This window comes from Agaricicola taiwanensis (genome assembly GCF_014635245.1).
In the GTDB taxonomy this organism is placed as follows: domain Bacteria; phylum Pseudomonadota; class Alphaproteobacteria; order Rhizobiales; family Methylopilaceae; genus Agaricicola; species Agaricicola taiwanensis.
This window is the reverse complement of the sequence record NZ_BMCP01000007.1, coordinates 94,754-108,276: the sequence shown is the minus strand read 5'-3', so window position 1 is coordinate 108,276 and position 13,523 is coordinate 94,754. Positions and strand designations below refer to the sequence as shown.

At 64.5% G+C, this 13,523-nt stretch carries 11 protein-coding genes; all 11 read left to right on the top strand.

Annotated elements, in window-relative coordinates; translation table 11 throughout:
* Nucleotides 1-374 precede the first annotated feature (374 nt).
* The 11 genes from IEV58_RS17230 (at nt 375) to IEV58_RS17180 (ending at nt 13,465) form a co-directional block, all read left to right on the top strand.
* The gene (locus IEV58_RS17230) at nt 375-959 is read left to right on the top strand and encodes a phage connector family protein (protein WP_188411062.1); all 585 of its coding nucleotides are present in this window, start codon (nt 375-377) and stop codon (nt 957-959) included.
* Nucleotides 960-3,245, top strand: a complete 2,286-nt coding sequence (locus IEV58_RS17225) for a phage nozzle protein (RefSeq protein WP_188411061.1) — start codon at nt 960-962, stop codon at nt 3,243-3,245. It begins immediately after the preceding gene.
* A gap of 170 nt (nt 3,246-3,415) precedes the next feature.
* Complete coding sequence (locus IEV58_RS17220) at nt 3,416-4,000, top strand: hypothetical protein (protein ID WP_188411060.1); 585 nt, start codon at nt 3,416-3,418, stop codon at nt 3,998-4,000.
* Entirely contained in the window at nt 3,906-4,400 is a 495-nt protein-coding gene (locus IEV58_RS17215; protein ID WP_229729565.1) for a virion core protein, T7 gp14 family, read from the top strand. The genes IEV58_RS17220 and IEV58_RS17215 overlap by 95 nt, the downstream gene beginning before the upstream one ends.
* A 40-nt stretch (nt 4,401-4,440) precedes the next feature.
* On the top strand, nt 4,441-6,420 hold the full coding sequence (locus IEV58_RS17210; protein WP_188411058.1) for a hypothetical protein: 1,980 nt from the start codon (nt 4,441-4,443) through the stop codon (nt 6,418-6,420).
* A gap of 29 nt (nt 6,421-6,449) precedes the next feature.
* Entirely contained in the window at nt 6,450-7,220 is a 771-nt protein-coding gene (locus IEV58_RS17205; protein ID WP_188411057.1) for a lysozyme family protein, read from the top strand.
* Nucleotides 7,217-7,753 (top strand): hypothetical protein, encoded by a 537-nt coding sequence (locus IEV58_RS17200; protein ID WP_188411056.1) that lies wholly within the window; start codon nt 7,217-7,219, stop codon nt 7,751-7,753. The genes IEV58_RS17205 and IEV58_RS17200 overlap by 4 nt, the downstream gene beginning before the upstream one ends.
* Nucleotides 7,750-8,313 (top strand): hypothetical protein, encoded by a 564-nt coding sequence (locus IEV58_RS17195; RefSeq protein WP_188411055.1) that lies wholly within the window; start codon nt 7,750-7,752, stop codon nt 8,311-8,313. The genes IEV58_RS17200 and IEV58_RS17195 overlap by 4 nt, the downstream gene beginning before the upstream one ends.
* A 247-nt stretch (nt 8,314-8,560) precedes the next feature.
* Nucleotides 8,561-9,913, top strand: a complete 1,353-nt coding sequence (locus tag IEV58_RS17190) for a hypothetical protein (protein ID WP_188411054.1) — start codon at nt 8,561-8,563, stop codon at nt 9,911-9,913.
* A gap of 139 nt (nt 9,914-10,052) precedes the next feature.
* Nucleotides 10,053-11,054, top strand: a complete 1,002-nt coding sequence (locus tag IEV58_RS17185; RefSeq protein ID WP_188411053.1) for a hypothetical protein — start codon at nt 10,053-10,055, stop codon at nt 11,052-11,054.
* The gene (locus IEV58_RS17180) at nt 11,051-13,465 is read left to right on the top strand and encodes a hypothetical protein (RefSeq protein ID WP_188411052.1); all 2,415 of its coding nucleotides are present in this window, start codon (nt 11,051-11,053) and stop codon (nt 13,463-13,465) included. The genes IEV58_RS17185 and IEV58_RS17180 overlap by 4 nt, the downstream gene beginning before the upstream one ends.
* The last annotated feature ends 58 nt before the right edge of the window (nt 13,466-13,523 follow it).

The window sequence follows — 13,523 nt, the reverse complement described above, 5'->3', positions numbered from 1 at the left end:
TCCCGATGCAATCCGCATCAAAAGTGTCAGGGATGTCTCCGAACATCTGTCAGCTATGTCTCAAGACCAAACACTTGTGCCTGGCATCCACGCCTTAGCAGGTTAAGCCACGGAACAGAAAGCATTCGTGGATGCTCGCCACAAGGGCGAGCATGACGGAGGTCTTGGCTTCATGCTTCGAGACTGACGCCTGCGGCGTCACCTCAGCATGAGGCTGAAGGTTCTGGCGCCTCCTTCAGCAGAAGCCAAACAAGACACCCTCATCCTGAGGGATCGCTTCAGCGATCGTCTCGAAGGATGGGCCGCAGGCTCCGAAAGCCTTCCCAAAGCCACGCCCCTCTCTTCGACAAAATCCCCTCACCCGGAGACACGCCATGGCGTCCGACGTCTCGATCTCGAACCTTGCCCTGTCGCATCTGGGCAAGGGGCGCATCAATGCGCTTGCCGAAGACAGCGCCGAGGCGCGGCAGTGCGCGTTGCACTACCCCGTGGCGCGCGATGCGCTGCTCGCCTCCTACCCCTGGGCCTTCGCCCGCCGGGTGGAAAGCCTCGCGCCCAAGCCCAACGCCTGGGCGCAGCGCTGGGCCTTTGCCTATCAGCGGCCGGCCGATTGCCTGCGGATCATCCGCCTGGTGCCCGATGTGGACCCGCTGCCGGAAGATTTTTCCGCCCCGCATCAGCTGCGCGGCCGCGTGATCTTCTGCAACACGCCCAAGGCCACGCTGGATTACGTGGCGCGCACCGACGATGCCTCACTCTTCCCGCCGCTGTTCGTGGACGCCCTTTCCTGGGCGCTGGCGGCACGGCTCGCCATGCCGCTGACGCGCGAGGCCAAGGCCGTGCAGAACGCGCTCACCATGGCCGCCAGCAGCGCCGCGACCGCCATGGCCCATGACGCCAATGAGGATACGGGCTTCCTTGATCTTGAAGCCGAAGCCCTGACCGCGCGGAGCATGTGAATGGCCGATCTTCGCACCATCCAGCCCTCCTTTTCCGGCGGCGAGCTGGCGCCCGCGCTCTGGGCCCGCACGGACACGGCGAAATATCCCACCGGCCTCAAGACCGCGCGCAACGTCGTGGTCGAGAAGTTCGGCGGCGTCACCAACCGGGCGGGGCTCCAGTTCGTTGCCGAGGTGAGGGACAGCGCCCGCCGCGTGCGCATCATCCCCTTCCAGTTCAACACCGAGCAGACCTACATCCTCGAACTCGGCCATGAATATATGCGCGTCGTGATGGATGGCGCGCAGGTGGCAGCTGACACCGTGATCGCAATCACCGGCGTGAGCCAGGACGACCCCGTGATGGTCACGGCACCGAGCCACGGGCTGACCGATGGCGATGAAATCGCACTGTCGGGCCTTCAGGGCATGGAGGCGCTGAACGGCCGCAGCTTCATCGTGGCCGATGCCGCGACCGACAGCTTCACGCTGCAGGACCGCTTCGGCCAGGAGGTGGATGGCAGCACGCTGCCGGCATGGGAAGGCGGTGGCGAGATTCGCGCCATCTATGAGATCGCCTCGCCCTATGCCGAGGATGAACTTGCCGAGGTGAGCTATGTGCAGGAGGCGGATGTGGCCTACCTTACGCAGGTCAACCACGCCCCGCAGAAGCTGTCGCGCACCGGCCATGCCGCCTGGACGATCACCCAGCCGACCTTCACCCCCATCATGACCGCGCCGACCGGCGTCACCGCCGCGCGCGCCGCTGGCAGCGGCAGCGTCACCTATCGCTACAAGGTCTCGGCCGTGTCCGAAGCCACAGGCGAGGAAAGCCTGCCCTCTGCCGAGGCGACGGTCACCAACAACCTGTTGGTGGCGGGCTATAAGAACCGGGTGCAATGGCCGGCGGTGACGGGCGCGGCGCGCTATGTGGTCTATCGCTATGATGCCGGCGTCTTCGGCTATGTGGGCTCCACCGACGGGCTGCAGTTCGAGGACGAGAACATCACGCCCGATCTTTCCGACACCACCCAGTCCACCCGCAACCCTTTTGAGGGCGAAGGCAATTATCCGCGCTGCGCCACCTTCTACGAACAGCGCCTCGCCTTTGCCGGCACCCGCAACGACCCGCAGGCGGTCTGGCTGTCGCAGAGCGCCAACTACGAGAACTTCGGCGTTTCCTCTCCCGCCAAGGCCTCCGATGCCATCACCTTCCGCGTGCGGGCAAAGCAGGTGAACGAGATCCGCGCCATGGTGCCGGTGCGCAATCTGATGCTGTTCACGTCAGGCGCGGAATGGGAGGTCTCCGGCGGCAACGACGAGCCGCTGACCCCCGGCAACATCCGGGCGCGGCCACGCAGCTACTGGACCTCCTCCACCGTGCCACCGCTAGTCATCGGCAATGTGGTGCTCTTTGCCGTCGACCGCGGCGGCCTGCGCGACTTTGCCTATGAGTTCGCGCAGGACGGCTACATCGGCGTCGATCTCGGCATCTTCTCCGCTCACCTCTTCGAGGGACGGCGCGTGGTGGCGCAGGCCTATGCGCAATCGCCGCTGGCGCTGGTCTGGGTGGTGCTTGATGACGGCTCCCTCATCAGCCTCACCTATCTGCGCGAGCAGGAGGTCTGGGCCTGGACGCGGCACGACACCGACGGTGCCTTCGAGGATGTGGCCGTGATCGCCGAAGGCGCGGAGGATGCCGTCTATGTGGTGGTGCGCCGCGAGGTGATGGGCGAGGAGAAGCGCTACATCGAGCGGTTGAGCACGCGTCTTTTCACCCGTGCCGAGGACTGCTTCTTCGTCGACAGCGGGCTCTCCTATGCAGGCGAGGCCACCGCCATCTTCTCCGGGCTCGACCATCTGGAAGGAAAGGAGGTGGTGGCGCTGGCCGATGGCCATGTGGCGCGCGGGCTGACCGTGACCGACGGCATGGTGACGCTGGCAAACCCCGCGACACGCGTGCACATCGGGCTGCCCTATGAAAGCGACGTTGAGACGCTGAACCTCGACCTCGGCAATGTGCAGGGGCTTGGCTCGGTGCAGGGGCGGCTGAAATCGGTCTCTTCGGTGACGCTGAGGGTGGAGCGCACGCGCGGGCTCTGGGTGGGGCCGGACGCCTCCCGCCTCGTGGAATACAAGCAGCGCGCCGGCGAGACCTGGGGCGAGGCCATCCAGCTCTTCACCGGTGACATGAGCGTGACGCTGGAGCCCGACTGGAACACGGCGGGCTCGATCTTCATCCGCCAGTCCGACCCCTTGCCCATGACGATCCTGGGCGTGATGAGCGATGTGACGCTGGGCGGGTGATGGGTGTGGAGGGTGTGGCTGGACCCTTCGAGACGCCCTCTGCGAGGGCTCCTCAGGGTGAGGCCGGCGGTCTTGGATGCTCATTTTCAAGGGTGAGCCGCACCCTCGGCCTCATCCTGAGGAGGCCCGAAGGGCCGTCTCGAAGGATAAGTCACACCCACCGAGCCACCATGACACACCGCATCCAGATCATCCCGGCGGATGAGGCTCACATCGCCATCATCGCCCCGCGCATGCGCGCCGCCGACGTGGCAGAAGTCTGGGCCGCCGGCCGGCGCTCGCCGCATGAGGCGCTCGCGCTGTCGCTGGAGCACGCCACCCATGCCTCCACGGTCACGCTCGACGGGCGGCCGGAGATGATGTTCGGCGTCGGCGCACTCTGCCTTGCCACCGGCCACGGCGTGCCCTGGCTGCTGGGCACCGATGCGGTGGTGCGGCACCAGATGCACTTCCTGCGCGAGGCGCAGGCCGAGCTTGCCCGCATGCTCCAAACCTACCCCGTGCTGCGCAACCTGGTGGACGACCGCAACAGCGTGTCGAAGCGCTGGCTGCGCTGGCTCGGCTTCACGCTTTTTCCGCCGGAGCCCTATGGGGCCGATGGCGCGCTTTTCTCTCCCTTTGAACTGAGAGTTGACCATGTGCGATTTCGGACTGGCGCTGATGGGCGCCTCCGCTGTGATCGGCGGCGCCGGGCAGATCCAGCAGGCGCGGGCGACCGCGGCGGCGGCGCAATACAATGCGCAGATCGCCCGTAACAACGCGATCCTTGCCGAGCGCCGGGCGCAGGACGCCATCGTGCGGGGCATGGACGAAGAACAGCAGAAGCGGCTTCACACCGCGGCCCTGCGCGGCCAGCAGCTTGTCATGGCAGCGGCCGGCAATGTGGACACCGGCTATGGCTCGGCGCTCGACATGCTGGTGGACACCACGATCCAGGGCGAGCTGGACGCACTGACCATCCGCACCAATGCCGAGCGTGAAGCCTATGACGCCCGAATTGCCGGCATGAACCAGACCGCGCAGGCCAATCTCTATGAGATGGAAGCCAAATCCGCCCGCACGTCAGGCATGTTCGGCGCCGCCGGCACGCTGCTGAGCGGCTTTGGCGGTGTCTACACCGAGGGCCGCAAGGCCGGCTACTTCAAAGCCCGATAAGCCCGCTGCCGCACCTCTCCCATCACGAAAGAGTCCGCCGATGCCCCGTGTTCCCGTCTATGAACGCAGCGAGAAGCTGCGCCCGATCCACCAGCAGGGCTTTTCCGTATCCGCCACGCCCGACCAGATGGGCGCCGGGATCGGCCGCGGCATGACGGCCCTTGCCGGCGGCATGAAGGACTTCGGCAAGGCCCTGCATGATGGGATCGTCGCAAAGGCCGAAGCTGACCGGGCCATGATCCAGCTCCGTCAGTCGAACCAGGAGGCGATGTACGACAACGAAACCGGCCTCCTGAAGCAGAGGGGCGAGAAGGCGATCGGCAGCCGCGCGGCCTACGAAAAGAAGATCACGGCGGATCGGGACCGCATCGCCAAGAACCTCAGTTCCGCAGCCCGGCCGTTCTTCGAGCCGCAGGCGCTCGACACCATGGCCAACTCGCTGCAGGAGCTGATCCCGCACGAGATCCGGCAGATCAAGACTTTCGTCAACGAAACCAGCGCCAGCAAGGTCTTGAGCCTTGTTGCCGAGGGCGCATCGGCTTTCGCCAGCCCGGGCGCTCTGCCGCGCCTTGCCGGAATGATCAGCCGCGAGATCATGGAGAACGGCCGCCTCAATGGGCGGAGCGAGGCGGACATCGCGCAGGAGACGGCGGCGCGCGTCAGCCAGCTCAACACCCAAGCCGTCATGGCTCAGGCCAGGACCGATCCGCTGGCAGCCCAGCAGCAGGTGGAGGCGCTGTCCGATCACCTGACGCCGGAAGACCGCGAGCATGTGGCGGCGCAGCTTGCCGGCCCGGTGCTGAACGCCCGTGCCGAAGCCAGCAGCCGCGAGATCATGAGCCAGCGCCGCAGCATGCTGCAGGGTCAGCCCATGCCCGCAGACGGCACGCCATCACCGGCAGCCAGCCCACCGCAGGATTTTGTGCGCCAACTCGTGGCGCGGCCGGGGCGGCGCGACCTGGTGGCAAGGCTGGACGACAGCTTCACCGGCAATATCGCCGCCTTCATCGAGGATGTGCCTGAAGAGATAGGGGCCGGTTTGGGCATCTTCGCGATCAACAGCGGCAGCGGCGGCTCGCCGGCAACCGTGGATCTGTCCTGGGACGGCCGTCCGCTGGACCTTGCGCCTCAGCCGGTGCGTGACTATGTGATCGCTACCGCTTCCCGATACAACCTTTCGTTCCCCGCGCCCGGCCGTGAATGGCCGGATGCCGCGGGGCCCGGCGCGCTGCGCCCCGTCGAGTTTGGAACGCGCCTTGTGGCGCGCGGCTCCGGGCTGTCGCAGCGCGCCACTCTTCCCTCCACCGCCGAGATCGAGGCGCGCCTCGCCGACATCGATGACCCTGCCTTGCGCGACCGCGCGCGTGATCTGGTGCTGCAGAGCATCGAGGCGGAAACACGCAATGCGCAGGAACGCGAGGAAGCCGCCGCCCGCGACGGCTTCCGCCGGCTGGACGAGGGCGCAACGCCGCGGCAGGTGGCCGATGCATTGGCCCTTGAGGGCAGCGGGGCCGCGAGCCGCATCCCCTTTGGCGGCAGCGGCACCCGTGCAGGACGCCGCGAGGCGGAAAGCGATGCCTTCCTTCTCTCCAGCCTCATCGGCCTCGCCGCCCGCAGGCCCGATGCCTTCTCCGGCCTTAGCCTGCCCGACCATTTCGCCCATCTCAGCCGCCGCGACCGCGAGCGGCTGGAGCGCCTGCAGCAGGCGGTGATCGCCAATGATCCCGAGGCGCGCGATCTTCTGGCGGGCTGGTCCGTCATGGCGGAAACGGCGGAAGAGCAGCTTGGCCGCATGGGTTTGATGCCGGAGCATGCGGCCTCCGTGGAAGCGGGGCGTACGCGTTCCGGCGAGATCGCTCGGCTCAACGGGCGCTTTCTGGAGCTCATTCAGCAGCGCCAGGCGCGCGGCGAAGCAACGGACCCGCGCGAGTTGCGCCAGCTGGCGCTGCGGGAGATCGGGCCCGTGGTGATGGCGGCGATGAAGCCGAGTGCCGCGACAGCCCGACAGATTTCTCTTTAACCCCAAATATGGTTTCGTCCGTTCCGTCCATGACGGATGAAGCTTTCACCGCGCTGTATGCCCAACTCGTAGCAGAAAATAAAAAGTTTGGGTCTCGTCTCTCAGAAGAGGCCTTAGATATTGCTGCATCGCTACGTTCATTTTCTCCACCAGATCATGATGAATCCAAAACGCGGCTGCGGCACGCCAATGCGGCATACATCGCCAGAGAAGAAGGCCGCCGGATAGAAGCTTCCCGGCGTAGGGCGATTCTCGAAGACAAACCTTATCCGTTGGTCGTTTCGAGCGGAGAAGATGGCGACGAAAGGCCTCCTATCCATCGTCAAGTGTTCCGGATTGATCCACTTGGTGTGCAAGCAATCCTTCAAGCGGACCAATACATAAAAAAATACGCTGAAAAATATTCGGTCGACGAGGAACTTATAAGATCAGTCTTCTACATCGAAAATTCACAAGGATACTATGAAATTGGCAAGAAGATAACAAATTGGGCCGGGTTAACGAATCCTCCTTCTACATCATTGCCCAGCAATATAAATCCTGAGCTTTGGCAGGATATCCTCCCCGGCCGCGATCTCAGGCATGATTTAGACGCGAACGTTGAGGCCAGCGTGAAGTTGCTAGCTCGCATCATGGAGCGAATGGAAGACCCCTCTATCGAAAAAGTTGCCACCCTCTATAATGGGCTGGGGTTGGACACCGTGAGTGTATATGGCCGCCAAGTTAGGGATGTCTACCATAGTCGACCCTGGCAAATTTGGCGAAAACTAAAATCCAAGATAACGGATGAAGATTTATGACCTCCAATCACAACTGGATCTCAAGTGGAAAAATGTTGGGTTGGTTTGTCGGACTCCTGATTTCCGGTATCGCAACTCTATACTTCATGATTCGAACCTTCATTGAGGGAACGCCTGCTCCCTTTTCTTCGTTTCTCGGCGCCTTCTTCACATGCCTGTTTAGCACGCTGCTCATCGCTTCTGTCGCCATGCCCGTAAGCTATGTCGTGATCCGGCTGGCGGCTCTCTTCATCAAAGGCCGACGCTCATCATGGTACGCCAGGATCGCGACGAATGATGACTGGAGACCAGAAGCCCTGGGGCTCCTCATTTCGCTCATCTGCACAACCCTCTTCATGTTCGCTGTCGCCGCCGAAGGAAATACCGAATTCCGTGACAGCGAAGGGAGGATGACAGACGAGGTGGTAAACCTCTGGCTCCTGCTGTTTCCAACGTTGTCGGTTGGTCTCGCGCTGCTGTTCAACCTCGTTCGCGCAGGATTTTCGAAGGGGCCCGGCGTCTTGCCGGAAGCGACTGAAAAGGCAGGGCGGTGATCGCTTCAACCAACCGAACCTACAACCCGCGCCTATGGGCCTGGAGCGCTGCCCTCCTCGTCACTCTTGGCTTCTATGCCTGGCGAGCGCTCTACCTGAGCCAGACAGTGGCCGCCGGCCGGCTCAGCGATATTGGCTGGTGGCGGCTCGAGATGGCAGAGTTCTCCCTTGCAGCCCTTCCGGCCCTGGGCCTTCTGGTACTCGTCTTCCATATTCTCATACGCGCCACCGTGGCAGCCGCCGGCCGGCTGAAGCCGGCCTGGCATTGGCGCGCAAAGCGTCAGCCCCATCTGTGGCATGCCGAACTGGTGGCACTCGGCGTCGCGGTGGTTCTTGGCACCTGCTTCATCATTCTGCTGGCCGGCGACGACGTCATGCGCGACGAGTTCTTCGACGAGGCGACCGGTGAGCTGCGGCTCGTAGCAACCCTTGTGATGCTGCTGTCCGCCATCTCGACCTCAGCCGTCGTGCTCGTCCCTATCGGCTATCTTCTTACCGGTTTTGCTCGCGGCATCGCCGGAATGTTTGGTCGGCAAAGCGCCCGCAACCATTCATCATAGGCGGCAGGAACTTCGAATTTAGGCAGAATTTCATTGCCAGCCTTCGCCGTCGGCGCTAGTGATTCTGAAGGGGAACAAAAGGGGATCAGATATGGCGGGGCTTCAGCAACAGACTTTCACGCCCCACATTACGACAATAGTCGGCGACGGTGGGATCATCAGCCTTTCTGTGGTCACCCAGCTAGGCAAGCCCCTCACTCCCGTCCTGCAAAATTTCCTCCACCAGTTCGACTGAGCGGGTGCCATCATGAACAGAAGTTGCGCGCTCTTCACCGCCCTTGCCGCCTTCATTGCCAATATATGCTGCGCCACGACCGGCCGGGCGCAATCGCCTCTGTTGCGGCCCGCCGCGATATTTCAGCACGAGGCCTGCCTGCAGCCGACAGGCTTCGATGCCGCGCCGCAGGTTAGAGCGGTCAAGATCAGCGGCATTGATGCCGTGCAAGCGGAGGTGCGCGACGGCTCGCTCATCATGCGCGCCACTTGCCTGCGTGATGCTGCGATCAAACCCGACGAAGCCAGCGCCCAAAGGCTCGCCGCGCATGTAGCGGCGGATATCGCGCCAAAAAGTGCTTACGGCAGAGTGGACGAGGCGCGCGCGGGGCGACTGGAATTCTTCGGTGGAGGACGGGGCGCCGAGAACCCCCGGCTGCAGGTGATATATCGCATGATCGTGGACGAGGGATCGGCCCTGATCCTTACGACCTTCACCGAGGACCTCGACAGCACCGGACGTGCCGAGGCCTTTCGGGAGAAGGCCAGGCCTTGGGTACTGTCCGATCCTCTGTGCGCTGGCACTGTGGCCTTTCCCTCAAAGCCGGAAATAGAGCGCAACGGCGTGGCCCTCGTCGCCCATGTGCAACGTCGCACTGGTCTTCTTGCCCTCCTATGCACGACGGTCCCGCCATCCCGGGGCCGCGCTGGGGTGCCGTTGTTCGCGGAGAAGCTGATCAAGGAATACGAGGTTCACGACGCCGCGATCACGTCGCTTGGAAAAGGCGACAAAGCGGATTTGCACATCCAGGGTTATGTACCAACTTCCGACGTGAAGTTCCGCTTCGAAGCGCGGGTCTATCACGTGAATGACGGCCTGATCGCGCTCTCGGTGCTCTACGATCAAAATGACGAGGGCCGATACCGTGCGGCGGATTACCTGGGTCTTGCAAGCCCGACAGAGCCAAGCGCGGAGATCCTGACCTTCCGTCACGACAACTGCCTCGTTCCGATGATCTTCCCGATCTCGCCGGGTCCGGCCAAGGAAACCGGCAAAAGCGTGAGCACATGGGCGCAAGAGGGGCGCCACTCGTTCGACCTGAGCTGCACGAGCGATGAAGGCTACCGTGCGGACGCCACCACGGCAAACCAACTGGCGCAGGAGGCGGCAGGCGACGACGGCAAGGCGCAGTCTCTCACGCATTCCATCGAGGGCGGCACCATGACCGGCCGCTTCACCATTTCCCGCCTGAACGGGCGGTTCGAGCGAGACGTAGCCTTCCGCGTGACCAACCACCGCCTGCAACTCGCCAGCGTCGATGCTCTGTCGGAGCGTTATCCGCGGAACGATGAGACGGAAGCCTTCCTGAGCCAGCTGACCAAGTAACTATTGCAGCCTCACCATGGTGAGGCTGCCTCCACATCAGCCGCGCCATAGGCGACGGCGCTGATGCACTGACGCCAGATCTTCACGACAGGCCCCGCCGTTAGGCGTGGGCCTTTTTCTTTGCCCGACAGGTTTCCTCATGGCCGATACATCCTCGGACCCGCATACCGCAGCTGGCTCGCCGACAGCTCCAACGCTTTTTGGTGTGGACCTGCAGGAATGGAGAGAACATGGCGCGCGGAAGTCCAATCAGCCGCAGAATGAGGATTCAGGATCTCAGCCCAGTGCCGCCGATCCGGCCGACGACCTCTTCGCGATCATCGGTCTGAGGAAAATGATCGCCGCCACTTACCCAAGGTTCAAATCCGTTCTGGCCGCGGAAACAGCGATACAGCGGGAACATCATCCTCTATCCCGCTCTTCCAGGAAGGCCGAAACCTGGCTTGAAGCCGGCATCGACTCGACAAACCGTTGGACAAAAGCATTCGAGGATTACCTGCACAGCGGTGAGGTGCCTGAGCCGGAGTTGCTGGCCGCATTCGAACATTTCCGGCGCATGCTGCTGACGAGATACCTGAGATCACGGAATGCTTCACATGCGATCGCAGTCTTCTTCGATCGCATGGCAGCGGCGGAAGCGGAACTTGATGCCGCTCGTGTTGCCCAAACAGACGAACTGCTGGTGGCAGACGAGATCGATGCGGAAGCTGACGGGGGGCTCGAAACGCTCCTTGCCGAAGCACGCGCCGCGGCCGGGGCCGCCATGCTGCGCGAGGTCATGGCGCCGCTGCGCCGCGAACGCGATGATGCGGGCTTCCGTGCCGAGAAGGCGGAGGTGCGCCGGCAGATGGCGGGCCGCATCCGTGCTCTCCCGGTTTTCCGCCTCCGTGAGACGCTGCGGCAGGGGCGCTGGCTGGGTGATGATGGCGAAGCGCGGGTGCTGCCCGGCGTGAAGCTGTCGCGCGGCGTGCTAGTCGAGCGCTACGGCAAAGACATCCTGCGCCGTCTGCCCCGCGGCATCAGCGCGGCAGACGGGCTCGATCCCGATCTCATCGCCGGCTGGTTCGGCTATGGCTCGGGCGATGCCATGTTGGTCGACCTTGTCCAGGCGCCACCTTCGGGCAGCTCGTCTCCGCCATGACGGAGCAGGAACTGGCACGGCGCCATGGCGACGTGCTCGTCGAGGGAAGGATGCGCGAGGCGGCTATCGCGGCCTTCCACAATCCGGCGCGCGCCCTGCTGCTGGCCGCTGAGATGGCGGTGCTGACGGGCGAGGACATCGCCGCCGCGCCGCTTTTGCTAGCCGGCGCCCACGGCGCCGCCACGGCGCAGCTCGCCGAGCTGAAGCTTGATGATGCGCTCGACCATGCCCGCTTTCTCGCGGCCGCGCGATCCGCACGTGATGACGCCGAGAAGCTGCTGGCGGAAGAGGCACCAGACGAGAAAGCCTTGGCCGATGCCCTCTGGCGCCGCCTCATCAACCATCTGCTGATCGCCGAAAGCGCCGGCCTCGCTCGCGAGCTGGATGAGGTGAAACGGCGCGCTGCGGCGGCGCTGCAGGATGGGCCAGCCGCGCTTGATGAAGAGGCCGCAACCGTGCTGGAGGAACTGGTCACGCGCCACGCGCTGCTGACTGAGGGCAGCGAAGGGCGCGGGCGGCCCGCGGTGCTGAACGCCTGGGCCGCGCAGCTGGAGGCGCAGGGACGCAGCAACCGCGCCCTCTTCTCCGATATCGTGCGGCAGGATCGGGAAGAGCGGGCCTATACCGATCTTCCGGTGGCCCATGTGCGCGAGCTGATCCGTGCCATCGGCAACGTGATCCATCTGGGTGCGCAGCCGCAGATGCTGGTGGACGCGGAGGAAAGCCGTGATCTGGAGGAGGCGGTGGACGAGCTCCTCGCCGCCCTCGCCGCGCAGCCCGGCAGCGGTGCGTCGCGCGATCATCGCGACCCCTACTCACCCGCAGCAGCGATCCTTGCCGAGATCGATGGCGCCGAGAACGGCCCGGCGCAGCGCCACATCCTGGCGCCCATCGAGCGCGGCCTCGCCGCACGCGACCGCATGCTTGGAGAAGCGGCCGAAAAGCTGAACCGCCTCTACGCGCTCTATTCGCCGGAGGAACAACAGAGCATGAGCATCGCCGTGCTGGTGCCGGAGACCGGCCGCAGCATGACCAAATGGCAGATGATCGCCTACGCCTTGGCGCTGGGACACAGCGAAAGCCTCTCGCGACTCTCGAACCCCAGCGGCGGCGGCCCCGCCCAGCCGGAGATCCAGGCCATCGCGGCGCGGCTGGAGCCTCGCGACTGGGCCTTCGTCCAAGGCATCTGGCACTTGTTCGATGGCTTCTGGCCGACGATCGAAACGCGGGAGCAGCGCGTCACCGGCCATGCGCCGGCGCCGGTGGAACCGCAACCGATGGTGACACCCTACGGTGTCGTCAGCGGCGGGTTCTTCCCGCTCGTGCCGGCGCGACCTGTCTCTGCCGTCACGGAGCGACGTGATCCATCGTTTGTCTCTGCCATCGAGCGCGGCGCTTTCGCCCGCGCCCACACCCGCGATGGCATGGCCCAGGCCGCGGCGGCCATGGCGCAGACGCCCCTCTTCGACCTCGCCGCGCTCCACCACCACCTCATGGGCCTGATCCAGGATCTGGCCCTGTCAGAGCCGCTGGTGAACGCTCGACGCATCCTTCGCCATCAAGATGTGATGGCCAGTTTTGCGGAGACCGGCCGAACCGATGATCTTAAGGCGCTGCATCGCTGGCTTGACCAGCTCAGGGGAAGCGAGCTTCGGGCAAATGAACTCGTAATCGCTCTCGCGCCCGTGCTGACGAGCGGCGGCACGGCCGCACGCATGATCGCCGGTCTCGGCACCGCGCTGGTGAAGGCGAGCGGATTGGCTGAGGCACGTGTCCAACAGGACGCCGCTCTGGCGCGCGGCCTGCACCTCCTCCTCAGCCGTGGCGTGGGAGGCATCGCAGACATCGCCGCCGAGGCGGAGGCTGCCGGCGCGGCCATGGCCGAGCGGCGCAAGCCTCTCACCGATAGCGAGGAGCGGGCGCGCCTTCTGATTGATCGCGCGCGCTACATCCTGAGAGACCTGCCGCTCTGGCTCGCAGGAGCTGGCACTGCCGCTCAAAAGAATGTTTTGCCCGATGAGAAGCCGCGTGAAGACGTCATGGCCCTCCTGGTGGCGCTGGCCTCCTTCGTTCGCGCCCGGTATGAAAGCCTTCAGGAAGATGACGCCCTCGCCTGGGCTGCCGACATGGGTCTGTTCGCCGCCTTAGCGCAGGTCTGTAACGCCACCGCGTCGCTGCCGCTGCCGCTGCCCGCCATGCGCGACGACACACCGGCTCTGCCCGCCGCCCTGCGGGCCTTGGCCGGCAGCGTTCATGGCACACGCGGCACAGCCACACTGACCGGCTTCCCGCTGATCGGCCTTCCACCGGACCTCATGGAGTCGATCACGGCATCCGTCCTGTCCGAGGCTGCGCCGGGCACGCCACCGCCGCTGGCCACCATCATGGATGCGGCGACGCTCGCCTCCTGATCCAGCCGACTTCGATCCGCCCTTTCGGCCACCTTCGGGTGGCTTTCTTCTTTTGGAG